Annotated in this window: 23 protein-coding genes and 2 pseudogenes; 4 read left to right on the top strand and 21 right to left on the bottom strand. The window is 41.1% G+C overall.

The features are described from left to right. Window positions 1–7: 7 nt before the first annotated feature. The 9 genes from AC6CIB_RS21570 to acpS form a co-directional block, all read right to left on the bottom strand. A complete protein-coding gene (locus AC6CIB_RS21570) occupies window positions 8–1018 on the bottom strand; it encodes a PP2C family protein-serine/threonine phosphatase (protein WP_498284196.1) in 1011 nt (336 codons plus the stop codon). A gap of 10 nt (window positions 1019–1028) precedes the next feature. Continuing rightward, window positions 1029–1430: an anti-sigma regulatory factor gene (locus tag AC6CIB_RS21565; protein WP_149157987.1), complete on the bottom strand. Its 402-nt coding sequence runs from the start codon at window positions 1428–1430 to the stop codon at window positions 1029–1031. Window positions 1431–1432: 2 nt separating this feature from the next. Next, window positions 1433–1789, bottom strand: a complete 357-nt coding sequence (locus AC6CIB_RS21560) for an STAS domain-containing protein (protein WP_498284194.1) — start codon at window positions 1787–1789, stop codon at window positions 1433–1435. Next, window positions 1786–2616 carry an RsbT co-antagonist protein RsbRA gene (gene rsbRA, locus AC6CIB_RS21555; protein ID WP_498284192.1) on the bottom strand — a complete coding sequence of 277 codons (831 nt, stop codon included), beginning with the start codon at window positions 2614–2616 and terminating at the stop codon, window positions 1786–1788. The genes AC6CIB_RS21560 and rsbRA overlap by 4 nt, the downstream gene beginning before the upstream one ends. Window positions 2617–3028: 412 nt before the next feature. Then, window positions 3029–3379, bottom strand: coding sequence for a type II toxin-antitoxin system endoribonuclease NdoA (ndoA, locus tag AC6CIB_RS21550; RefSeq protein ID WP_034763063.1), 351 nt, complete (start codon window positions 3377–3379; stop codon window positions 3029–3031). 4 nt (window positions 3380–3383) lie between these two features. Beyond that, window positions 3384–3665 carry a CopG family ribbon-helix-helix protein gene (locus AC6CIB_RS21545; protein WP_032085355.1) on the bottom strand — a complete coding sequence of 94 codons (282 nt, stop codon included), beginning with the start codon at window positions 3663–3665 and terminating at the stop codon, window positions 3384–3386. A gap of 126 nt (window positions 3666–3791) precedes the next feature. Beyond that, window positions 3792–4997 (bottom strand): alanine racemase, encoded by a 1206-nt coding sequence (gene alr / locus AC6CIB_RS21540; RefSeq protein ID WP_498284190.1) that lies wholly within the window; start codon window positions 4995–4997, stop codon window positions 3792–3794. A gap of 507 nt (window positions 4998–5504) precedes the next feature. Next, entirely contained in the window at window positions 5505–6518 is a 1014-nt protein-coding gene (locus AC6CIB_RS21535) for a LolA family protein (protein ID WP_475142063.1), read from the bottom strand. Window positions 6519–6742: 224 nt separating this feature from the next. Beyond that, window positions 6743–7093: a holo-ACP synthase gene (acpS, locus tag AC6CIB_RS21530; protein ID WP_498284188.1), complete on the bottom strand. Its 351-nt coding sequence runs from the start codon at window positions 7091–7093 to the stop codon at window positions 6743–6745. A 160-nt stretch (window positions 7094–7253) separates the two neighbouring features. On the opposite strand from acpS, the gene AC6CIB_RS21525 reads away from it, so the two are divergent. Next, the gene (locus AC6CIB_RS21525; protein WP_498284186.1) at window positions 7254–7838 is read left to right on the top strand and encodes a rhomboid family intramembrane serine protease; all 585 of its coding nucleotides are present in this window, start codon (window positions 7254–7256) and stop codon (window positions 7836–7838) included. Window positions 7839–7883: 45 nt separating this feature from the next. Here AC6CIB_RS21525 and AC6CIB_RS21520 read toward each other — a convergent pair whose 3' ends face one another. The 10 genes and pseudogenes from AC6CIB_RS21520 to AC6CIB_RS21475 all read right to left on the bottom strand — a co-directional run bounded on the left by AC6CIB_RS21520 (window position 7884) and on the right by AC6CIB_RS21475 (window position 18352). Further along, window positions 7884–9341, bottom strand: coding sequence for a PH domain-containing protein (locus tag AC6CIB_RS21520; RefSeq protein WP_498284184.1), 1458 nt, complete (start codon window positions 9339–9341; stop codon window positions 7884–7886). Next, the gene (locus AC6CIB_RS21515) at window positions 9334–9813 is read right to left on the bottom strand and encodes a PH domain-containing protein (protein WP_498284182.1); all 480 of its coding nucleotides are present in this window, start codon (window positions 9811–9813) and stop codon (window positions 9334–9336) included. The genes AC6CIB_RS21520 and AC6CIB_RS21515 overlap by 8 nt, the downstream gene beginning before the upstream one ends. A 91-nt stretch (window positions 9814–9904) precedes the next feature. Further along, a complete protein-coding gene (gene uvsE / locus AC6CIB_RS21510; protein WP_498284180.1) occupies window positions 9905–10867 on the bottom strand; it encodes a UV DNA damage repair endonuclease UvsE in 963 nt (320 codons plus the stop codon). 398 nt (window positions 10868–11265) lie between these two features. After that, entirely contained in the window at window positions 11266–11823 is a 558-nt protein-coding gene (locus AC6CIB_RS21505) for a nuclease-related domain-containing protein (RefSeq protein ID WP_498284178.1), read from the bottom strand. Between the two features lie 218 nt (window positions 11824–12041). Then, window positions 12042–12497 carry a hypothetical protein gene (locus AC6CIB_RS21500; protein ID WP_498284176.1) on the bottom strand — a complete coding sequence of 152 codons (456 nt, stop codon included), beginning with the start codon at window positions 12495–12497 and terminating at the stop codon, window positions 12042–12044. Between the two features lie 41 nt (window positions 12498–12538). Beyond that, window positions 12539–12946 (bottom strand): annotated as a pseudogene (locus tag AC6CIB_RS21495) (IS1595 family transposase); the annotation flags it as partial. A 283-nt stretch (window positions 12947–13229) separates the two neighbouring features. After that, the gene (gene cshA, locus AC6CIB_RS21490; protein ID WP_498284174.1) at window positions 13230–14756 is read right to left on the bottom strand and encodes a degradosome RNA helicase CshA; all 1527 of its coding nucleotides are present in this window, start codon (window positions 14754–14756) and stop codon (window positions 13230–13232) included. A gap of 260 nt (window positions 14757–15016) precedes the next feature. Continuing rightward, on the bottom strand, window positions 15017–15706 hold the full coding sequence (locus AC6CIB_RS21485; protein WP_498284172.1) for an alpha/beta hydrolase: 690 nt from the start codon (window positions 15704–15706) through the stop codon (window positions 15017–15019). A gap of 109 nt (window positions 15707–15815) precedes the next feature. Further along, window positions 15816–17192 carry a UDP-N-acetylmuramoyl-tripeptide--D-alanyl-D-alanine ligase gene (locus AC6CIB_RS21480; RefSeq protein WP_498284170.1) on the bottom strand — a complete coding sequence of 459 codons (1377 nt, stop codon included), beginning with the start codon at window positions 17190–17192 and terminating at the stop codon, window positions 15816–15818. An 89-nt stretch (window positions 17193–17281) separates the two neighbouring features. Further along, entirely contained in the window at window positions 17282–18352 is a 1071-nt protein-coding gene (locus AC6CIB_RS21475) for a D-alanine--D-alanine ligase (protein ID WP_498284168.1), read from the bottom strand. 299 nt (window positions 18353–18651) lie between these two features. On the opposite strand from AC6CIB_RS21475, the gene AC6CIB_RS21470 reads away from it, so the two are divergent. Then, window positions 18652–19839 (top strand): dicarboxylate/amino acid:cation symporter, encoded by a 1188-nt coding sequence (locus AC6CIB_RS21470; protein WP_498284166.1) that lies wholly within the window; start codon window positions 18652–18654, stop codon window positions 19837–19839. An 89-nt stretch (window positions 19840–19928) separates the two neighbouring features. On the opposite strand, the pseudogene AC6CIB_RS21465 reads toward AC6CIB_RS21470, so the two are convergent. Continuing rightward, window positions 19929–20726 (bottom strand): annotated as a pseudogene (locus AC6CIB_RS21465) (PfkB family carbohydrate kinase). Window positions 20727–20861: 135 nt separating this feature from the next. Here AC6CIB_RS21465 and AC6CIB_RS21460 point away from each other — a divergent pair. Both AC6CIB_RS21460 and AC6CIB_RS21455 read left to right on the top strand, forming a co-directional pair. Beyond that, complete coding sequence (locus tag AC6CIB_RS21460) at window positions 20862–21416, top strand: GNAT family N-acetyltransferase (protein ID WP_498284164.1); 555 nt, start codon at window positions 20862–20864, stop codon at window positions 21414–21416. A 12-nt stretch (window positions 21417–21428) separates the two neighbouring features. Next, window positions 21429–22517, top strand: a complete 1089-nt coding sequence (locus AC6CIB_RS21455) for an NAD(P)/FAD-dependent oxidoreductase (RefSeq protein ID WP_498284162.1) — start codon at window positions 21429–21431, stop codon at window positions 22515–22517. Here AC6CIB_RS21455 and AC6CIB_RS21450 read toward each other — a convergent pair. Beyond that, window positions 22450–23331 (bottom strand): nuclease-related domain-containing protein, encoded by an 882-nt coding sequence (locus AC6CIB_RS21450; RefSeq protein WP_498284160.1) that lies wholly within the window; start codon window positions 23329–23331, stop codon window positions 22450–22452. The two genes, AC6CIB_RS21455 and AC6CIB_RS21450, sit on opposite strands and share 68 nt — an antisense overlap. Between the last annotated feature and the right edge of the window lie 3 nt (window positions 23332–23334).

The raw sequence follows: 23334 nt of genomic DNA, 5'->3' as shown, positions 1-23334 counted from the left end.
ACTTTATTTATGAATTTCTTTTTATGATGATTAGAGTGAAATCGTCTCTAAGCTCAAAGTTCTGTAGCTTCTCGAGTTGTTTGTATACGTTATTGACAATTTCTTGAGGGGGAAGGTGATCGTATTCGCTAATTAATTGAACCAAATCTTCCCTTTCAATGAAGCCCTCTTCTGAACGACACTCTGTTACTCCATCAGAGAGAAGGATGATCATGTCCCCTGCTTCAACCCGTCTTTCGTATTCTCGGTACTTCGCTTTTTTATCTACACCTAATAAAAGACCTTTTGCATCAAGATCTTCAAATTCATTGGTTGACGCTCTATAAAAAAAGCCAGGTTCATGCCCAGCTGATGAGTATGAAAATAGATGTTCCTCCGCATTGTATACACCGTAAAACATGGTTATGAACATACTTGCATCCACATTTTGCTCCACTACTCTGTTTAAGCTTTCCAAAACAGCATTAGGTTCATTCCGGTACTCAGGTAGGCTATCCATCGCATACTTGATCATGGACATACATAGAGCTGCAGGAATACCCTTACCAATTACATCAGCAATGGCAACACTTACGCTATCATTCTCATCCTGAACAAAGTGATAGTAATCTCCATTCATCTTTTTAGCAGGTACACTTACAGCTCCAATATCCAAACCTTCTACTGAAGGGATGACCGTCCCGAGCAGGGTTTGTTGCATATTGGATGCTACATCTATTTCGTTATTTAATTCTTGTTGTTTTGTACGTAAACTTTGATGCTCTCGATAAGCAAAACCATAGCCTATCATGACTTCAAGTAAAATATCGAAAGAATGTAATACTTGATGTGGTATATCGGACTCCATTTCTAATATTACACTCTTATGGAGACTAATGATCTCCTCTGGTGAAACATGATGCTCAATTGATTTACGACTAAATTTCTGTCCTAAATAAAGAGCTTTTTCATCTTGTTCGTTTAAGTAATGCTCGATAATTTCTCTATATTTTGAATCCATTAACTCTCTGAAATTCATTTAACTCCCCCTAGCGGAGCCACTTAGTCGCCCTTATGTCTGTCCCTTCACCTGGCACAGACTCAACGTTGAACTCGTCCATTAAACGCTTAACTCCAGGCAAACCTGCTCCTAATCCGCCTGATGTGGAATATCCATCTTCCATTACTTTTCTAATATCTGTAATTCCGGGTCCTTCGTCCAAGGCGATAATTCGTACACCCTTTTTCCCGGCATCGAATAATTTTTCAATGCAAATTTGACCATAGCCAGCATATAAATAGATGTTCCTTGCTAATTCGCTGATAGCCGTAGTGATGCGAGCTTGGTCAACGGTACCGAATCCGAGCTCTTTCGCTACATTCCTCCCTAACTGGCGGGCAGCAACGATGTCCCATTCATTCGTGATCTTCACGCAGGATTGACTATCCATACCTAGTCCCCCAGTTCCAATTGTAATTTCTCCAGACCTTTTTCCAGATCCAGAGCGGTCAGAACGTCCTCTAACCTGATTCCCAGCTCGATCAACGTTATCGCTACAGCAGGCTGGATGCCGGTGATGACTACCTTCGCACCCATTAACCTTGACATGTTAATGACATCCCCAAGTACCTTAGCAATGAATGAATCTATAAAATCAATAGAAGTAATATCGATTACTACCCCTCTTGCACTCGTTTCATGGATCTTATGCAGAAGATCTTCTTGAAACTGAAGAGCTGTGTGATCATCAAGCTCCCACTGAATGGAAATCAACAAACAATCATGCAGCTTTAAAATTGGTATTCTCACTCTAATCCCTCCGCCGAAACTATTTTTCGATTTGTCATTTCAAGAGCCTTTTCAATTCCTTTTCGTAACGTGCTATTTGTACTGAACTGATTTAAATCAATACCTAAGTTTACAATCGTTTGAGCAATTTCAGGTCTGATCCCTACCAACATGCACTTCGCCCCTACTAATCGAACAGCTTCAGCTGCCTGGATGATATGATGAGCTACCATTGTATCCACTACTGGTACACCGGTGATATCGATTAACACCACTTCTGCTCTATGCTTCACTACACCGTTTAATAGATTTTCCATAATTAATCGCGCTCGTTCTGTATCAATCGTTCCAACAAGCGGCATCACTGAAATTTTTTCAAAGACAGGTATTAATGGTGCAGACAATTCCTGCAATGCTATTTTTTGAAGAGAAACGGTTCTTTCCCATGATTCTGTATAAGCACTGATTACTTTATTATTCATCGGGGTTAACCATTTATCGAACTTCTCAACTTGTTCCACATAGTTTTGATCTGTAATAATACCTTCTTTCATCATACCTTCGTAAACCACTTTACCAAAAGTACTTAAAGCCGATGTCACGAAAGTCAGCGGCCATCCTAATCTGACAACCTTTTCAGCGAAATCTCCCAACCGGCTATTGAATTCTTTGGAATCCCTTAAGTTAGAAGCAATCATCTCTACAAACTCATGGCTTGTTTTAGTAAAAACTTGATCTGAAACGACTTGAAGAAACTTCTCGTCTGCTTCGTTCCTCATTCGTTCCATCCAAATACTAGTGATATCTGGTTTATTATTCTGGATATAATCCGTGACTTCACTAAACATTTAGTTCTCTCCATTCTATCATATGAAATTTGTACTTAGTATTTATGCCGAATGATGTAACTTAATTTTAAAGTAGGTTACAACAGTGAACTAAAAAATGACGTATTTACTTTAATAGTATCAAATAAATTCAAAAAAGAAAAAACCTATGCCTTTTCGGGTATTTTTATTTCTTGCTTTTCCCATTATAAATTGTTTGCGATGTTTTGTCATAAAATTGACTATATTTCCGTTATGCATATCCTTTTTTCGGGGGTAATCAGGACTAGAACCACCTGATGAAACAGAAAAAAAAGCAAAACAAAAAGGCTTAATGATCAATCATGTTGTTGATCAGCAAGCCTTCTGGTTTGAAGTTCTATTGTTCCTATTGTATAACATGATAAAGGATTTGCACGTGAAAAGCTGGTGGCTAAAATTGGATTAGACCCACGCTGATTTGCAGGGCGTCATCCACTTTTTCCATCATCTCATCATCCAAGTGCGTAATCTTATCGGTAAGACGTTGTTTATCAATCGTTCGAATCTGTTCAAGCAAGATAACGGAATCACGTTCAAAGCCATAACGTTTTGCATCAATTTCAACATGAGTAGGCAGTTTCGCTTTTTGAATTTGAGCGGTAATGGCAGCTACAATAATTGTGGGACTAAACCTGTTCCCTATATCATTTTGAATAACAAGTACCGGCCGAACTCCGCCTTGTTCTGATCCTACAACAGGAGAAAGGTCTGCAAAGTATACGTCACCACGCTTTACAATCAAAGGATTAACCCCCGCTTACTAAGCGTTCGACTGTATGTTCTGCCTCATATTCTGCTTGAATCGCTTCTGAAGCGATTGCGAGATTAATCTTAGCCATTTCCATATAGCCGCGTCTCATAGATTCACGTAATTGTCTCTTTTTACGCTCTCTTAAATACATTTTGGTTGCACGATAAATAAACTCATTGCGATTCACATTTTCTTGATCTGCAAAGCCGTCTAATTCTGTAACGAGCTGTTGCGGTAGACGAATTAAGATTTCTGTTGTTGCGCTGGATTCAGACACAAACTACACCTCCACCAATCACTACATACCGTTTCTGTTCATTAACATATTTATCATACCATCAATTAAGGGGAATGAAAAGTTAATTTATCAATCTCTTCTATTATCCACCATATAAAATACTAATTATTCATCAAGTCGGCGGTTATTTTCCTGTTGACTGTGAATAGCTGTCGATAAGAGTTTATTCGATACTTCCGCGGGCTCCCCGTTTCGTATATAGATACGCGGCACTCTCGAGGAGATCATACAAGAGATCTCATAGTTAATGGTATCAAGCTTTCCAGCAATTTCATCCATTGTGACCGCTTCTTCACCCTGTTTGCCGATTAACGTCACATGGGTACCCATATTAAGAAATTCAGGCAGCCGAATCATACATTGATCCATACAGATTCTCCCAACAATTGGAACCCTTTTGCCGTTCACAATGATGTCCTGACCTTGTAATTTCCGCAGCCATCCATCAGCGTATCCAATCGGAATGGTGCCGATCCATTCTGACTCACCCGTTTCATAAGTAGCCCCATAGCTCACTTTCTCTCCAGCTGAAAGTTCTTTAGTATAAATAAGCCTTGAATGAAGAGAAAACACTTCTTTTAAAGGAAAAGGCAGTTCGGGCTTCATCTCTTGAGAAGGTGTGAGTCCGTACATGGCAATTCCTACCCTCACAGCATTAAAGAGGGTATTGGTTTTCCTTAATGTAGCGGCACTATTTGAAGAATGGATATAAGCTGGTAAAGATTCCAATTGATTCAGCATGTATTCAAATTGAGCTAACTGCCGGTCAAGATAGGTATCGTCCAACTCATCGGCCGTGGCAAAATGGGTAAAGATCCCTTCAAGCTTAAATTGAGAATGAGCTTGAACATACTGTTCAATACCCTTTAATTCCTCAGCGGAACGAACACCTATCCGCCCCATTCCTGTATCACACTTGATATGAAGGTTTAATCGATCTCCTTCTGACAGCTGATTTTCGGCTTCCACAAGCCACTCTTGGTGGAATGCCGTTAACGAAATATCCAACTTAGCAGCAATCTGCACATCTTTCGGTCTCGTAGCTCCTAATACGAGAATGGGAGCTGTTACGCCTTCTCTTCTTAAGGAAATCGCTTCATCTAAGAATGCTACAGCTAAGCCATGTGCTCCAGCAGAGAGCGCAGTAATCGCGGTTTGAACATCCCCATGCCCATAAGCATTCGCTTTCACAACTGCAAACACTTTCACATCTCCAGGAATATGCTCTCGAATATTCTTTACGTTTTCATATAAATGATCTAGGTTGATTTCTGCCCATGTATCACGAAAAAATTGCGTCTGGGTTTCCACTCTTTTCACTTCCTCATATCTTTACACAAAACATTGTCATTCTATTCAAGAATACCATTGATTATTCATATTATCATTCATTGTGTCAAATAGAATTTTTGTAGAGGGAGAGCAGAGTGATATACAGATATACAAATTTGGATATCGCGTCAGGTAATATCGGTATTTCGAATGGGAGGGAAATATTGGTGGAGGTTTGATGGGGACTCGTTTTCCTTAGTGGTTTGGGATAGTATCATTCATTTTCTGCCGATTTTGGACGGCTTTATGGGGAGTAATGGAGGGTTATTCCGCCTTGGTTCTTTCAATATGATTATTCATGGAGTCTGTGCCTGTTTATTATCGACTTCCTGGATTTATTATCGACTTTGCTTCTTCTTTTATTATCGACTTTACAATCAGTATTTCCGCCACCACCATCCCCTTTCAAAAAAATCCGACTTCCGGAATCAAATCCGCACACCAAGAAAAGAGGCGAACCCGATAGGCCCGCCCCGTTCATTTATTTTATTTCACCATCGAACCTTGTACGGATTGGGCTACCATCACCATTTCAGAAGGAGTCAGGTCATTGGAGGCAAGCATATAGTCCACTCCGTTATTGGTCCATCTAATGGATTGCTCTGTCATGGCTGCTACTGTGAATCCAAGGTCCACTAACTCACCTTTAAGAGAAGTAGAGACCGTCATCGTAGGAACGACAGTTGTTTTTTCTTGTACAATTGTGAAGGACTTTTCACCATCATATGTTAAGATTACGCGTTTACCTGTATCGGTGGCGACTTCTTTTTCTTCTATTAATTCAGTGCCGGTTATTTCTGACATTGGGTAAAGAACGGTGAATTCTGTGTCTTCTACATTTGCCGTAACCGGTACTTCGAGCTGGGCACCTGTCATGTTTTTCTTCATGTCGAAGTCTTTTTTATCAAATGCAGCTTTCATATCCATCTTGGAGAACTCTACTTTTACAAGTGGATTTTTATCTGAATCCAATACATTCACGGATGCCGGCGTCAGATCTTTCTTGTTAAAGGCAATCTCTTGAGTCGGTAGCATCTGACTGTTTTGATAACGAGTCTTTGTGTTAAAGATGTAGTGATCCTTTGTTTCCTTGAAAGTAGCCTCTTTATCCTCTAACACATCTTGAACAAGGGATTCATACAAGTACGCCTGACTGCTATTTTCAGGCCAGTTGCTTTGGAATCGGAAGCTTTTGTTCAGTGCCGGCGTAAGGACAAATACTCCCTCATCATTACGTAAGATCATTTGACTCTGATCTTTCGCAGCGTTCTTTAATGCCACTCGATAATAATTAGGGTCATTATGCCACACTTCCACATCATAGGTTTGAGGCTCGTCGCCCACCTGCAGGGTCATTTTTGCATCAGCTTTGTACCCCTTCATATCCTCTACTTTAGCCTTAAGATCCTTGGTTACATCTTCTTTCGATTGCTCTCCACAAGCAGCCAGCATAAGCACCGCTAACATGGCCATCACTAGTATCACTAGCTTTTTCTTCATTTTTTCAACCCCTTTTGTCCCAGGATAAACGTAATTGAGAGAGGGGAAAGCCAGCCGTCTAAGAATGGACGATTCTTATAGAATGCCCCGTTCCTTAGTCCAATTGCAATTCGCCAAAGAACCGCGATTGTTAAACATCTGGCCTTGTCTCTCTTATTGCACTACTGAATATATGAGACAACCTGAAGGATTATGCTAGTGAAGATGACAAGCTTGAAATAATTTTACTTTTCGATGACCACCTGAGCAGCCGCATATTCCCGGCTATGGGTGATGGATAGATGGGCGTTCGCCCCCTCTGGTTTTGAAAAATAAGGCTTTCCGTTCGGGTCCTTACTGATTTCAATATCCTGAAAGGAGAGCGCTATTCCGATGCCCGTTCCATTCGCTTTAGCAAAAGCTTCTTTGGCTGCAAATCGTCCTGCTGCGAACTCAATCTTGCGCTGCTCGTTTAATGTATAGAAAGCATCCTCCTCCTTAGCTGTTAAAATTCTCTTAACGAACTTTGGCTGCCGTTCGATCATCCTCTGAATGCGCCCTGTTTCAACGATGTCCAATCCTATTCCTTTTATCATATGCGATTCCCCTTCTACTCTTGTCCTGTCTTGCATATTTGTATAATGAACTATACTCGTGATTTTCGACGTTTTCTTATACTATAGTATTAACTGCGTTTTTTAAATAAATGATTGAGTAATGATATAAAAAGAAACAACCTACTTAGGAGGATACAATATGTTTGTCCGGACTGAAAGTTTTTCACAATTTTTGCGATTATATCCTATTATTTCCCTGATTGTATTCATTCATATCGCCTTATACCTTGTCAGTGCACTTCCTATTTTTCCACAACTGTGGGTGTACGAGCAGCTGGCCGGTGTGAATTTATTTATTAAAGAGGGCGAATGGTGGAGACTCGTCACCCCTATCTTTGTTCATTTGGGATTCGCTCATCTGCTATTCAATTCGTTTTCTCTTGTCCTGTTTGGCCCACCCCTGGAAAGGCATTTGGGGAAAGCTAAGTTTATCGGTCTTTATTTAGCAAGCGGCGTGTTTGCCAATATCATTACGTATCTTATCCAGCCCCTTACGTATAGTCATGTGGGAGCATCGGGAGCGATCTTTGGTTTATTCGGCTTTTACATCGCCATGATTATCTTAAAAAATCATTTCATCACGAGAGAAAGCCGGCAAATCATCATACCGATCATCGTCATTGGGGTAGTCATGACCTTCATGCAGTCAGGGATTAACATAACGGCCCATATCTTCGGATTAATCGGCGGCTTTGTGATCGGGTGGATTTCAGGTAAAAAATAAGAAACAAAAGTGACCCGCTAACGAATCGCGGGTCACTTTTATCGTTTACACACTATGAGAAAACCAAGAAGCAATGGTGTGGAGGTCCTTCTTTTCAAGATCCCGGATCGGACTTGCATAACCAGTCTCTCCAGATTTTACAGTTGTTCTGAGACTGCCCAAGTCTTTTCTCGTTTGAAACCAGCTTTCATGGGTGTCCAAAGATTGAATGCGACTTTTCTTCATATGCATCGTATTTTTCAATACGCCCCTATACTGTAAAGATAATTGTCCATTCACAATCTTCCAGCCCCCGGCACGGTATTGGTAGTATCCGAGAATCCCGAAAGGAATCATCAACAAGCCGGCCCAAAGACCATATGGCCAGTACAGAAAACAAATAGCAGCCGTCGGGACCAACACCCAGATTGCCTGTCTGAACACATATCTTCTTAAGGAACGTCCCGGAAGCCTCTTAAAATCATCGTGAATGACATAATCCGGAAATAAGTCGTTTAAGAATCCCCGAATTCGCTTCTTTTTCACAATCGGGAATAACTTTATACTTGTGCTGTCTTTCTCTAAAACAGATCCACCTGCATTTTCAATGTGGACGGTGCAATACCCCAATAGCTGCCTGATTGGATTTTCCACTACCCGGATGCCTTGAACACGATTTAATGGAACCGTCACCTGCTTTTTCTCCAGAAGCCCTCTTGTCATGACAATGTGATCATCTACAATTTTAATTCTGAAATCACCATAAATAATAAATGTCCAGGCAATCGATAATAGCCAGGCAACAAGCAAGCCCAAAAAGGCCATCACCGATACGACAAACACGCCACTTTTCACAAAAACAGCCAGCTCATCATACACGGCTTCGTACGGAATGAACTCATTAAATTGGGATAAGAAAACAAACACACCAGAAATAATGACCCCGACACCGCCTGAAGTCGTGGCAAGAACCCAAATGTCTTTCGAGGTAAGGTTGAAAAAGGGGGCTTCATCTTTCAAAGTCCCCGTATTTTCGCCTGAGAGATCTTCGGTTACGATATTACCCTTCTTCTCCCGATAAATCATTCCCTCCAACTCTATTGCTTCTTCTTTTAAAATAGCTGTCAATTCTGCTTCTGATTCCCGCGGATTCGAAGACCCTGCCGTTTCGACCTTGACCTTAACCAATCCAAAGGGACGATGCAGAATGCCCTCAGAGAAATTCAAACTCTGAATCCGGTCAATGGGGATATACCTCTTCTTTTTAACGAATAGTCCGTACTCGATTCGCAGCTCCCCTTCTTCCACTCGATATGTAAACCGAAGCCACTTCACAATCCCTGTGACCAGAACGAACACAAGAACTGCCGCCATAGATATAACAGGCATATAATCCCAAAATCCTGTCTTCTCTCCCCGGTTATTCAATACAAATAAAAAGACAAAGGGAACGATCAAGTCCTTTAACTGCTTTACAAAATTCGCTACAGCTGAAATAGGGTGAAGTCTCTTATGCTCAGACATCGTCTTCCGCCACCCTCGCTAGTTGTGAAATGGAGTTTCTCAATTCATCTGCCTCCTCCACATCCAATGCCGGTATCTCGTGAACCGTAGCTGCAGACGAAATCGTAATGGTTGCCAACCGATATTTTTTTAAAATAGGGCCCTGAACCGTATCCACATGTTGAACCCTCACCATCGGTACCAACGTACGCTTCACGATGAAAATTCCTCTTTGAAGTTCAATCTCCTGCTCCCTCACCTCATAGCGCCATCTCTTCCATTTGATCGTTGGAATAAAGAAAACAAACAAATATGTAAATAGAATCAATACGGCAACTGCTGTTGCAATGATCCATTGTGGCCACTCAAACATAACAGTTAGAGTAATCGCTCCTGCAGCTACAGCTGCGACGATCAACGTTTCAAACACACCATATATCTTCCACACCTTTAAAGCCTTTGGTGAAATTCGTTTTTGCGGCTCTCCGATCATACCCATCCCCTCACTTCTCTCTTTTACTAAATCTTACAGTATATTTTCGATTTGGAACAGAGGTGGTTTCAGATTAAGGTGGGAGATTCGCCTATTTTATATAAAATGAACTTTTATCCACCCACTCAATCCCATCAATCCCTTGCATGGCCTCCACTAATCGGAACAATGCGTCATCCTTCTTCTTCGCTTCTACCATACAATCAATTTCATCCACCGATCCCTTTATCCCTTGAAGAAAATCAAGAAACATCTTAGGGTTGATGAAATCGGCATGGGCTTTGTAATCCTCCTGGGAACGAGGGCTTGAAATATGCATCTTCATTGGTAAGGATGACTGGCTCCACGTTCCAACAATCCTCTCCCAATCCAACAACCAATCCCTTTCGTTATAAGCAAGATGATGGTGGTAATCAAATACAAGGGGGATCCCGAGCTTTTCACATAGATAAAGGGCATCAGAAGCACTGAATACCGTATCATCATTTTCAAGAATGATCATTTGTTGAAGAGAAACGGGAGTCAGACCCCAATTATGTATAAATTGCTCAAGTGCCTTTTCTTTGTCTTCATAAGCTCCACCAACATGGAGAACACAGCGGTGAGTTGGATCGATTCCCATCGCTTTCAATAATGCCTCATGCATCTTAAGTGTTTTAAGCGTGTTCTTCAACACATCCACGTCACTTGAATTCAACAGTACAAAATGATCGGGATGAAAATCCACACGCATAGGATGAAGCGTTAAATACTCTTTAATCATATGGAGTTCAGGTTTTAAAGGGGAAATGAAATCCCATCCTTTCAATTCAGGATGATTCGCAAGAGGAATCAACTTTGAACTGAACCGGAAAAAATGAATCTCATTTAGAACATTATGCTTTAAAAGCCGCAGGCAATTTTCAAGATTTGATTTTGCGATCCGCTCCAGTTTATGAATAGCTGCCTCACGATCCTTAATCCCGGAAAATTGCTTATAGGTCATGGTTTGGGAAGGTGATGCGTTCTGGAGGTTCATGCTCATGGCAACATAGCCAAGCTTTATGAGTGTCATGTGGGGCGGACTCCTTTTTGGGGTTAGTATGTGCGGATTGGGGGGATTTATCTCGTTGGTTTTGAATAGATGACAGACTTTGTTCCTCCTTGTGTTTCTAATTGAAGGGATTTCAATATTTTATAGGCGGTGTTTCGTGAATTCAGATGCATAAATCTCCTCAGTTCTCGATTGGTTATGTGATCATTTATTAGTAAAAAATAATCCCGAACCGATTCTATATGAGCATATTTAGAAGTACGGCCACATTTAACGCAGGACCACGCTTCACTTACTCTAATCATTGGTATGTGATTGCAGTTTTCACAACGGACTCCAGTCACAATATCGCTTTGGGTAAGAGAATATGTCTCCATAAAGCCTAACTCAGATTCTTTATGATTTTTTAAAATGGTTTTCTACATTTTGGTCATTTCTTTATCAGGCATGGCTTCTTTTACGTATGTCTCATTTAAATCCTTGATCTTATCTATTATATTTTGAGAGTGAATAATATTTCTGTAAGGTGAGTCAGCTGGTGGGGGTTCAGTAAATTTTAAGATGGTTGATGGGTTGCTGAATACAACGAGGTGTTCGACGTGAGGGTGCTTCAGCTTGTGGACACTGAACCATTTTTGCAGTAATAATTTTTGTCTTTGAACCTGAGAGATCGGGTCAGAGAATCCTTCTGTTATTCCTTTATAAGTCCGGGTAAGCTGTCTTATGAATGAATCAATGGTAACTATTCCTGAGATGTTCTTTACTTCAATAATTAAAATATAGAATGGAGTGAGGATGAGGAAATCAATTTGGAAATAGTTTGAGAATAGAGGAAGCCTTACATCATAAAAGATTCTATATTTCTTGTCTTTCAAGAAGCTGAGGTGGTAGTATACAGTTGCTTCACCGTTGTAACCAGCTTTTCTTTTCTTTAAATCCTTATCTACGATGGGAATCTTTCGATGATTAAGAGGCATGCTCCATAATTATGCTTGGTTTTTATCAATATTGATAGGGATTTTGAGTTCTTTACAGATCAATTGATCACTCTCCTTTAAGGTTATGCTTACTTTAGTTCGCCACAGGCTTAAAAAACCCTTCTTTTTAATTAAAAGCTATGTTAAAGGATAATGTTGATTTTTAGTGCAAAAAAGGGAACTCCGTAGTTGTTTTGGAGTTCCCGACTGGTTCAAAATTAGTTTTCAAACAATTCCTTTTTCTCTTCTTTGGATAGCCCCGTGAAAAACTTTTTATGTACCCTAAGTTCTTTCTCTTTTTTAGGGAATGTCTTTTCCAACCAAGTTACTGCCATTGGTGTATGTTCAGGTTGTGAGTTGACTTTTTCTAAAAACCATTCATATTCTTTTACTATTTCATCAGTTAAAAGATTTGTGTCTTTCTTTCTGCTTTTATAGTCGAGTTCCGCTAATTCTATTGCTGTAATAGAACCATTAATCTTCTTTACTACTCCAATTTCAGAAGGCATCCGCTCTTCGTTCATTGATACAAAATAATATATATAATTGGGTAATCTAAAAAGCCCCTTCTTTGTATCTTTGTTATTAGCTATATAAAGCCAATCTCCCTTGTTTGCATAACAATTTAAGTCGGCATCATTAATTGCAATTAGCATTTTGTCGTACTCTTTCATAATACACCTCTCATCTCAAACATAAATATTATGATTAATACTCAGATGGAAAATTTTGATAACCTCAGTTTATCATAGGTGACAACAGTTGAATACAGGCAACTTTGAACAATCATTTTGCTAACGGTTGTGTCGTCATTTCGATGTTTAATTTGGTCAAGAAATTGAAACCAGCTCAAATAATGGTCGAGATATTTTGTAGCCACACCATTAAATCGATTGATCCAGCCCTTCAAACGACTGTGATAACTATTTACATTTTGAATATGATAAACACCTCGAACACGTTCCTTACCATCTGATTTAAATCTATAATGCTCAAGTCCTTTTTCTTTTGCGTAGGTCATAAATGCCCGCCAAGCATCAGTACAAAGAACATTTGAAGGAGTAAGTTTTGAACCAATAGCTTCTTCCAACCGAGTTTTTACTATCCGACCCTGACCTACCACCAAATCAAATATCAACAGAGTTATTTAACAAAGCTTAATTAAAAAATCCTCTGATTAACACTAATTGCGTCGTTTTGAGGTTGAATTACGTCGATATCTGAATAATTGCGTCGTTTTTCACCTTAATTGCGTCATTTTTTGTTTATTGCGTCGTCTTACACGAAAATTGCGTATTTTCGTAAAAATTGGAAACAGGACATAATCCTTGCCCCATCCAATACGTAATCAACACAAATAAAAAAACACGACAACCCAAAGGTCATCGTGTCCTCATATCTATTGATCAAGAATTGTTATAAGATTTACGTTTGCTTGAAGATTGTGGTCTGCCGCCGCCAGTACGGTTGCGATCTCCGCCACGGCTTCCGCCTCCGCGATTTCCACCGCCAGTACGGCTGCTTCCACCACGACTTCCGCCTTTACCGCTGCGTGCTCCACCTTTGTATCCACCGCCGCGATTTCCGCCGCCACGATTTCCACCACCTCTTGATGGTAATGGACGCTCTTCAGTGATGTCAACTGGTGTTGTATCTGGCTCTTTCGTTAGGACACGGATCGCTGATGCAACTGCTTGAACAGAATCGTGGCCTCCAAGGAATTCTTCTGCTAATGGATAGTAATCCTTAAGATCACTTTCTTTCGCCGCTTCAGCTAATTTTTCAAGAGCTAAGCGTTGTTGGCCTTCAAGGGCTTCGTTTAAGCTAGGTGGCTTAAGAGCCGTCATTTTCTTCTTCGTTGTTTGTTCAACGATCTTCAGGTAACCCATCTCTCTTGGTGTTACAAAAGTGATGGACATCCCTTTCTTACCTGCACGACCTGTACGTCCGATACGGTGAACGTAGCTTTCAGGATCTTGAGGAATATCAAAGTTGTAAACATGCGTTACGCCGGAGATATCTAATCCACGAGCGGCAACGTCTGTTGCGATCAGAATGTCAATACGGCCTTCTTTGAACTTCTTAAGAACCGTCATACGACGAGCTTGAGAAAGATCTCCGTGAATACCTTCTGCCAGGTAACCGCGAATGCTAAGAGCTCGCGCTAATTCGTCTACTCTGCGTTTTGTACGACCGAATACAATCGCAAGTTCCGGTGATTGAACGTCGATTAAACGGGAAAGAGTATCGAATTTTTCTTTTTCGCTTACTTTAGTGAAGTATTGTTCGATGTTGGAAACCGTTACTTCTTTTGATTTTACTTTGATTACTTCCGGCTCTGTCATAAAGCGATTTGCAATGCGTCGGATCGGATCCGGCATTGTTGCAGAGAATAGAAGTGTTTGTCTTGTGCTTGGAACAGTCTCAAGAATGCTTTCGATGTCTTCAATGAAGCCCATGTTCAGCATTTCGTCTGCTTCGTCAAGTACTAATGTTTCAACGTTTTCAAGGTTGAGTGTTTTACGTTTGATATGGTCAAGAAGACGACCTGGTGTACCAACGATGATATGAGGGTTCTTTTTCATCGCGCGGATTTGACGTTGGATGTCCTGTCCTCCGTAGACAGATAACACGCGGGCACGCTTGTCAGCTCCGATACGATATAACTCTTCAGATACTTGGATGGCAAGTTCACGAGTTGGTGCAATGATAAGAGCTTGAACGTTTGAATTTTTCACATCGATCTTCTCGATCATCGGGATTCCAAATGCTGTTGTTTTACCTGTTCCAGTTTGTGCTTGACCGATAATATCTTTACCTTCTAAACCGACTGGAATCGTACTCGCCTGAATTGGTGTCGCTTCTTCAAAGCCCATACGTTTAATTGATTTCAACGTAGATGCGCTTAAGTTTAAATCTGCAAACTTAGTCAATGTTACATTCTCCTTTAATTTACATCTTTTATAACTAATCATTATCTGATTATATTTTTAGGTCGGAACGAAATCTTACCCACCGAAAGACTTCGGTATCTAATCTAAAACCGTCTATATGAGATGTTTAGTTTATATTTGGTACAAAAAAATACACTCTTCAAAATAGAAGAGCTAGCACGTCCAACAAATTAAGAACTATGTTGTAGCTATGTTACCACTTCTAGAAATGAATTTCAATCTAATGTCAAATAGTCAATCTATTCACTTAGCAGGAATTGGTAGATCTCTTCAAAAAGTTCGTGCTTATCTTCACTATGACAGATCAAATGTTTTGCTTTAGGGGAATAAAAAAGGTTTTTTTCTTGAGAAGAAATAGTCTCGTATATATATTTTGCAGCTTTAGGGGGGACTATTCCATCAATCTCTCCTTGGGCAATAAAGGTTGGAACGTTAACCTTTTTAAGGAGTGGACGAGCAATACGAACGACTTTTCTAAATTCGTATGTGGACAGAACTGGGGTTTTTGTCACCTTCCATTTGTACCGGTTGTACAGCTCGTTTTCAATCAGATTTCCTTGAATTCCTTCTTTGATCATATTTCCAATATCTTTCAATAGTTGTTTCACATTTACATAATAAGCTGCCGCACTTAAAAGCACGAGCTTATTGACTTCATATTTCACAGAAAGATACGAAGCGATCAAGCCACCCATGGAGAAGCCGATTACGTAAACCTCATCGCATTTCTCTATAAGAGCCTGAAGCTCATTCTCAGCATGCTCGATCCATTCAATATGTTTGATCCCTCTCAGTTCAAGGGTTTCACCATGGCCAGGCAGAGTCGGCACAACGATTTCCCAGTCAGTTCTCTCTTGAAGGAAATCTGCCAAAGGCTCTACTTCAAAAGGGCTCCCAGTAAATCCGTGGATTAGTAAACAACCGATCATGTTATCCCCTCTTACTTTTCCAAAGGTAGGGAGCGAGCCAACCTCCCGTCATCTACAAGCTCATTTTGTTCATTTTTATTAAGGTTTAAACTTAGACGTCAGTAGAAATTTATGCCTTTAATCCATCGATGACTTCTTCAAGCTTCATTCCCCTGGATGCCTTGAATAAAATCAGCTCTTCCCCTGTAATGAAGGATGACAACTCTTTTGTCAGGCTGTCTTTATCTGTAAAAGAGTGAACACGATCAGAAGGGAAATTCTCGAGTGCACCCTTACCTATAAAGCCTCCTAAAGGACCAAATGTAAACACATGCTGAACTTTTTCCGGGTTGATTAATTGTCCAATTTCCTGATGAAATTCTTCTTCCTGGTCGCCAAGCTCCAGCATATCACCAAGCACCAGGATTTTTGTATGGAATCCCTCAAGCTCTGATACAAGCTGAATCGCAGCTTTCATGGAGGTGGGGCTGGCATTATAGGCATCGTTAATGATGCTTTCGCCTTTCTTTCCTTTCACCAATTCCATTCTCATTTGGGTCAGCTTTAACGACTGTAAGCCTTCTTTCATGTCATCGACACTGAGACCAAATTTACGGGCGATCAAAATCCCGGCTAGAGCGTTGTGGATATTATGCTGTCCTAATACGGGAAGAAAGAATGTTTCTCCTTCAGCGACAGAAGCTTCAAAATAACTCCCTTTATTATCCATATTAATTTTTGTTGGATAAATAGTGTTGGATTCGCTTCTTCCAAAAGTCTCCACATGCTTCAGGTTGAGTTCCTGAACACCATCCTGTAACAGCGGTTCATCTCCGTAGTATGCAAATAACCCATCAGACTTCAGGCCCTTCACAATCTCCAATTTGGCTTTGGCGATTCCTTCCCGTGACCCCAGATCCTGAAGATGTGATTCTCCAATGTTAGTGATGATGGCCGCATCGGGCTGGGAGATCTCTGATAGAAGTTCAATCTCTCCGAATCCACTCATTCCCATTTCAAGTACAGCCACTTCTGAATCCTGGGGCAGAGAAAGGATCGTTAAAGGAAGACCAATGTGGTTGTTATAGTTCCCTTGTGTTTTATGAACTCGATATTTCACTGATAAAAGGTTTGCCACAATATCTTTCGTTGTTGTTTTTCCATTACTGCCTGTAATTCCGACTACCTTTAAATCCAGCTCATGGCGATATTGATTCGCCAATGACTGAAGGGCAAGCAGGGGATCTTCCACCACTATTACGGGAATATCTTCAGGTGGATTAGGAACATTGATATCCCAAAGAGCGGCAGAGGCACCATTTCCAATGGCATTTCGAACAAATTGATGACCGTCCACGTTTTCTCCTTTAAAAGGAACAAACAGATTAGCATCTTCAATCTTTCTCGTATCGATGGAAACGCCTTTTACCACAACTGATTCAAACTTGGAAAGATCGTTTTTCACATCAAGCATGTTACATATATCTTTAATTTTTTTCTCAAACATTCGCTTTCTCCTTTTACTCTTTTTAATAAAGACAGAGCAGGGACTGCCTTTAGACGGAGAATCTTCTGGTCAGTCCCAAGTTTCATGTGTTACATCGTATGTTTAATTGTTTGTTTGTCTTGATAACGTTCTAAGCCAAGCTCCACTAATTTCCCGATCAGGGTAGGATAGTCAACCCCTGTGTGCTTCCATAGAAGCGGGAACATACTGAATGGCGTGAAGCCAGGCATCGTGTTGACTTCATTCATATAAATCTGGCCATCTTCTGTTAAGAAGAAGTCCGCACGTACAAGTCCTGAACAATCCAGGGCTTTATACGATTGAATCGCGATATTCTTCATTTCATTATAGATGCTTCCCTCTACTTCTGCAGGAATGATGAGGGCAGTATCTCCGTCTTCATATTTCGCCTTGTAATCATAGAAGTCTTTTTTAGGTACAATTTCACCCGCAACTGAGCATTCCGGTTGGTCATTCCCTAATACACCAAGCTCGATCTCACGCGCCTTCACACCTTCTTCGATGATGATTTTACGGTCGAACTGGAACGCTTCTTCGAAAGCAGTTTGCAGTTCTTCACGAGACGTACATTTGCTGATTCCTACTGATGAACCTAAGTTAGCAGGCTTTACAAAACAAGGATAGCCAATCTCATCTTCCACTTGTTTGTAGGTAGACTCAGGATTTCCTTTCCATGTGCTGCGGATGAACCATGTGTAATTGACTTGAGGAATGCCTGCTTGAGCAAATAAATTCTTCATGATGACTTTATCCATTCCAGCAGATGAGGCAAGGACGCCATTTCCTACATACGGAAGATTTAACAGTTCAAGCATTCCTTGAACCGTTCCGTCTTCCCCATTCGGTCCGTGAAGCAATGGGAAAATCATGTCGTACCCAACAGACCCAGAAGGAGTGATGGATGTACTTAAGGCATTAGGGGCAATTTCTTCCCCATCCTTAAACTGTAATGCTTTCACATCTTCAACGGGAGCATTCAGTTGTGGACCTTTGATCCATTGGCCTTCCGTCGAGATGAAAATAGGGTGAATTTCATATTTATTTAAGTCCAGGGCTCCGATCACGGCCTTGGCTGTTTGCAGGGATACATTATGTTCAGCAGATTTACCGCCGTACAGTAAGCATAACTTCGTTTTCATGTATGAGTTACCTCCAATATTCACAATAGATGATTCTATTTTATCACTTTCATCGGAAAGGGAAAGAATGATTCCTATGGAAAATAAAAATTACCACATTTGTCTTGATTCGAAAGACATTTAAGTCAAAGCCCATTATATATGTATGCAAAGGAAAACTAGTCCTGCGACAGGGAGTTAATAATATTATTCTGAATACATTTAAGATTTCGCCTATTTAAAAAGCTATTAAAATATCCCTCAATAAGGTGTACAATCTTTCTATTGAAAACATTTGTTTTTTTAAGGAGGACACCAGGATGAGAAAGCTAGGTTTACTGCCTAAGATCCTCTTAGGTATTGCTTTAGGTATTGTCATTGGAGCGTTTGCACCAGAGTGGTTCGTTAAAATCTTCGTTACGTTTAATGGATTATTCGGTAATTTCCTCGGATTCGCTATTCCATTAATCATTATTGGATTTATTGCTCCAGGAATCGGATCCATGGGTAAAGGAGCAGGTAAGCTGCTCGGTTTAACCACAGCTCTCGCATATGGTTCCACTGTGTTAGCCGGCTTACTCGCCTTTACGGTTGCGAAGTCTATTTACCCAACTTTGTTAGCAAATCAAACGTCTCAATCATTTGAAAATCCCGAAGAAGCGCTACTCAAGGGATTCTTCACAGTAGAGATGCCACCTATTATGGGCGTTATGACGGCTCTACTCATCGCCTTCACCATTGGTCTTGGAATGGCTGCCATTAAGGGAGACGCTCTTCAAAAGGGCATGAATGAATTCAGAAACATCATTGAACTTGTAATTGAAAAAATCATTATTCCACTCTTACCGGTTCATATTCTTGGAATTTTCGCTAACATGACTCAAGGTGGACAAGTCAGTGCCATCATGTCCGTATTCGCTAAAGTATTTGTTATGATCATTCTTTTACATGTAGTCTTTTTAATTTTACAATATACAACTGCTGGAACTTTAAGAAAACAAAACCCGCTTTCTATGATGAAAAGTATGCTGCCAGCTTACTTTACGGCACTGGGAACTCAATCTTCAGCGTCTACGATTCCCGTAACGCTTGAGCGCTCAAAGAAAATCGGTTCTAGGGAACGTATTGCCGATTTCTCTGTACCTCTCCTGGCAACGATCCATTTATCAGGTAGCACGATTACCCTAGTCAGCTGTGCCATGGCCGTCATGTTCATTCAAGGAGAAGCGTTACAGTTCATTCAGCTGTTCCCATTCATACTGATGCTTGGAATCACGATGATTGCGGCACCTGGTGTTCCGGGTGGAGCTGTCATGGCTGCCCTGGGATTACTTGAAACGATGTTAGGCTTCGGACCAACGATGACGTCCCTCATGATTGCCCTTTACCTTGCACAAGACAGCTTTGGTACAGCGTGTAACGTAACAGGTGATGGTGCGATCACGTCGATTGTGGACAAACTGACACAGAAAAAAAAAGTACCTCTTTCTAAAATAAAAGCAAGCTGATATACAGAGGTCCGTCCCTATTAGAGGGACGGACCTCTGTTTTCTTGTTGAAGGGCTTCTTCTACTTCTTGACGGGTAGGCATTCCGCCTTAGGCCCCGAACTTAGTGACGGATAAGGATGCGGCGCGGTTGGCAAAACAGAGGCTTTCCTTTGTCGTCACTCCTTCAGAAAGAGCAACTGCAAAGGCTCCGTTAAATGTATCTCCCGCTCCCGTTGTGTCCACCACTTGCACTGGAAATGATGGTACAACCACTTCTTGTTTACCATCAAAATAACGGACTCCTCTCTTCCCATCTGTAATGAACAGTTTATCGGGATATGCTTGAAGTGCCTCTTCCGCTACCATACCATTAAATAGAATAGATGCTTCATGTTCATTAGGCGTAAGGTATGCTACTTCTTCAATGATTTCCTTTTCCACTTTACGGGCAGGTGCCGGATTTAACATAAGGGGTACTCTGTGTTTTTTGCAGAGCATGCTCACAAAACTACCGTTGCTTCCGGGATTTCCTGTTGAATCAATACAATCGACGAGTCGGCGATGATGCTTTCTGCTCTACCTGTGACTTCCGGTGTGAGATGAGCATTCGCTCCCTGAACGACAATGATACTATTATCCTCTTCTGCTAAAACAATATGAGCTGTACCACTTTCACTATTCACTACTTCTATAGAACTTGTATTTACCCCGTTTAGTTTGAGATTATCAAGAATCTGTTCCGTAATGATCACTTCCTACGCAACCTATCATATAAACTTCAGCCTCGAGTCTTGCAGCCGCTACGGCTTGGTTCGCACCCTTACCCCCTGGAACGGTTTTGAACGACTTCCCAAGGACCGTCTCCCCTGCAAGCGGTCGCTTAGACGAGGTGACCACCAGATCCATCGAACTGCTTCCAACGACAGTGATTCGCTTCATACCTATCACCCTATCTTTTTATTCGATTAAACGAGTTTCCCTCATGAAAACACTATTTTCTGTATAATGGAAATATTAGCATATTAAAGGAGTGCTCATGAATTGAAAATAACCGGTCAGCGTGTAACACTTAGAAAAATAGAAGAAAGAGATCTTTCTACTCTGTGGGACTATATTTATGGGGATCCTTCCCCTGAATGGAAAAAATGGGACGCCCCTTATTTTGAGCATAAACGCTTAACACGTGAAGAGTACATAGAATCATCCATAAAAAATAAAAGTCGCAGCGATGAATTCCAACGGATCATTGAAGTAGAAGGAACCATCATTGGAACCATCGGATATTATTGGGAGTACGAACCCAGCAGATGGCTTGAAGCCGGCATCGTCATTTATGACCCTTCCTATTGGAACGGAGGTTACGGAACAGAAGCGTTATCCCTCTGGGTCGACCACCTGTTTCAAACAAAGGAAATTGGCCGTGTTGGTATTACCACCTGGTCAGGGAATGAACGGATGATGAAGGCCGCAGAAAAAATCGGGATGAACCTCGAAGGAAGAATGCGAAAATGCCGTTATTACAATGGAGTATACTACGACTCCATCCGTATGGGTATGATTCGAGAGGAATGGAAGGAACAACGTCCTCTTCTATGAAGGAGATTCATTATGAAAACAATCATCTTAGTCGGTGGCGGACACAGTCACCTGTACTGCTTAAAAAAACATAAACATAACCGGGATGAAAACGTGAAGTGGATCCTCATTTCCCCGTCCCGTTATCAATATTATTCAGGAAAGTTCTCCGGTTACACGGAAGGAATCTACTCATTAGAGGAAACGCGAATCGATTTAGAGAGATTGTGTGAGGACGCAGAGTGTGAATTCGTCGAAAGGACCGTTCTTTCGATTGATCCTGATCAACAGCATCTTCTAACGGACAAAGGAGACATCTTCACTTACGACTTTGTTTCCTTCGACATTGGATCCCGCAATGACTCATTGGAAATCGAGGGCTTACACGAACACAGTCTTCCAATTAAACCAAACTATCGTTTCCCTCAGCAAATAGAGAAGTTGCATAACAGCAGGAAAACCGTCTTTATCGGGGGAGGTGCAGCGAGTATTGAAATGGCATTGTCATTGAAGGCATGGAAGGTAGACAACGGTTATGGGGATCATTCTGTATCTGTTGTTCACTCTTCTCCTCTGTTAAAAAAAGCAGGTTCCTTCTCATCGAAAAAAATAACTGAGGTTGCCTTCTCAAAAGGGATTACCCTATATCAGGGACGCGTAGAAAAAGTAGATGAGACTCGCGTATATGCAGATGACGGCGCAAGTATCGACTACGATGAAGTCATCTTCTTAGGAGGGCCTAAAGCGCCGCCACTGTTTGGGAGCAGTATTTTACCGACAGATGAAAAAGGCTTTCTGCTAGTGAACAGCTATCTTCAATCAGTGGAATATCCTAACGTATTTGGAACCGGGGATTGCGCGACCTTACAAGACTTCCCCGACATACCTAAAAACGGTGTCACAGCCGTAAGTCAGGGGCCCGTCCTTTGGAAAAACCTGAAAGGAGCAGTGGCAAACGGAAAAATCATTCCCTTTGAGCCCCAGAATCGATACCTTGCTATCATGTCGGTCGGAGATAAAAAAGGCTTTTTAACGTACGGATCGTTTTCAGTGGTCAGCGGATGGTCCTGGCGGTTGAAGAATTGGATTGATGTGCGGTTTGTGAGGCGGTATGGTGGGTGAAATGATAGGTTTTGTTGTTTGTTTCCCCTGTGGAGTGGAGATTCATGGAGCGGAGTATGTTAAGTGCGGTCTTTCTCGATTCCAGATGGAGGAACCTTCTTACTTGTTTGTTTGTAATTTGGTGAGATAATAACAAGGAATAATCCCGTAGTGCCGAAATATGTGCGTCTTTGGATTTACCACTGCACTTTGGGCAATGCCAATGTCCATATTTTCTTAACACGGGCAAATGTCGACACTCTGGACATTGTACCCCTGTTATCATTTCTCCTGGGGATATGCCATATATTTCATCAGGAAAGGCTATTAGAGGTGTATGTTTTTTCACTAATAATTTGGATACTTTTCTTACTTGTTTAATGGGAAGATGTTCTTTTTGGTAGTAAGTGAGAAGCGAGAGGATTCGTTCTTGTACATTTTCCACCCTGACAACATTATGATACTTTTCATGTTGTAAAGTGGTATTCAACACAGTGGCTCGATTTGTCATGACTACAAGGGTGGCGATTGGGATTGAGGGGACATTCATTTTTATGCACCATCGTATCAACTGCTTTTTCTGACGCTCAACCTGGGTGACAGGATGGCTGAAAGCCTCCTCTTTATCCTCCAGCTTGCGAATAGCCTGGTCGAACCTTGAATCTAAAGTGTAGGTTCCAGATATGTGCTTCACTTCTAAAACAATGACGAGATATGAAGTCAGGATGAGGGTATCGATTTGAAAGTAACGGCCATCTATTTCTAAACGAAGATCATGCAAGATTATTATATTCTTATCTTTAGAAATAAACTGCAAATGGTAATCTAACTGCAACTC

The sequence above is a fragment of the Rossellomorea sp. GQ25 genome (genome assembly GCF_059758515.1).
The sequence above is the reverse complement of the archived record's forward strand: the minus strand, read 5'-3'. Positions and strand labels throughout refer to the sequence as shown.

Coding starts and splice junctions, on each gene's coding strand:
- AC6CIB_RS21525 (WP_498284186.1), top strand. CDS start 7,254: ATGTTTGTCCGGACTGAAAGTTTTTCACAATTTTTGCGATTATATCCT.
- AC6CIB_RS21455 (WP_498284162.1), top strand. CDS start 21,429: ATGAAAACAATCATCTTAGTCGGTGGCGGACACAGTCACCTGTACTGC.
- AC6CIB_RS21535 (WP_475142063.1), bottom strand. CDS start 6,518: ATGAAGAAAAAGCTAGTGATACTAGTGATGGCCATGTTAGCGGTGCTT.
- AC6CIB_RS21565 (WP_149157987.1), bottom strand. CDS start 1,430: ATGGATAGTCAATCCTGCGTGAAGATCACGAATGAATGGGACATCGTT.
- AC6CIB_RS21570 (WP_498284196.1), bottom strand. CDS start 1,018: ATGAATTTCAGAGAGTTAATGGATTCAAAATATAGAGAAATTATCGAG.
- AC6CIB_RS21480 (WP_498284170.1), bottom strand. CDS start 17,192: ATGTTTGAGAAAAAAATTAAAGATATATGTAACATGCTTGATGTGAAA.
- AC6CIB_RS21475 (WP_498284168.1), bottom strand. CDS start 18,352: ATGAAAACGAAGTTATGCTTACTGTACGGCGGTAAATCTGCTGAACAT.
- AC6CIB_RS21470 (WP_498284166.1), top strand. CDS start 18,652: ATGAGAAAGCTAGGTTTACTGCCTAAGATCCTCTTAGGTATTGCTTTA.
- acpS (WP_498284188.1), bottom strand. CDS start 7,093: ATGATAAAAGGAATAGGATTGGACATCGTTGAAACAGGGCGCATTCAG.
- AC6CIB_RS21485 (WP_498284172.1), bottom strand. CDS start 15,706: ATGATCGGTTGTTTACTAATCCACGGATTTACTGGGAGCCCTTTTGAA.
- AC6CIB_RS21515 (WP_498284182.1), bottom strand. CDS start 9,813: ATGATCGGAGAGCCGCAAAAACGAATTTCACCAAAGGCTTTAAAGGTG.
- AC6CIB_RS21500 (WP_498284176.1), bottom strand. CDS start 12,497: ATGAAAGAGTACGACAAAATGCTAATTGCAATTAATGATGCCGACTTA.
- AC6CIB_RS21520 (WP_498284184.1), bottom strand. CDS start 9,341: ATGTCTGAGCATAAGAGACTTCACCCTATTTCAGCTGTAGCGAATTTT.
- AC6CIB_RS21505 (WP_498284178.1), bottom strand. CDS start 11,823: ATGCCTCTTAATCATCGAAAGATTCCCATCGTAGATAAGGATTTAAAG.
- uvsE (WP_498284180.1), bottom strand. CDS start 10,867: ATGACACTCATAAAGCTTGGCTATGTTGCCATGAGCATGAACCTCCAG.
- rsbRA (WP_498284192.1), bottom strand. CDS start 2,616: ATGTTTAGTGAAGTCACGGATTATATCCAGAATAATAAACCAGATATC.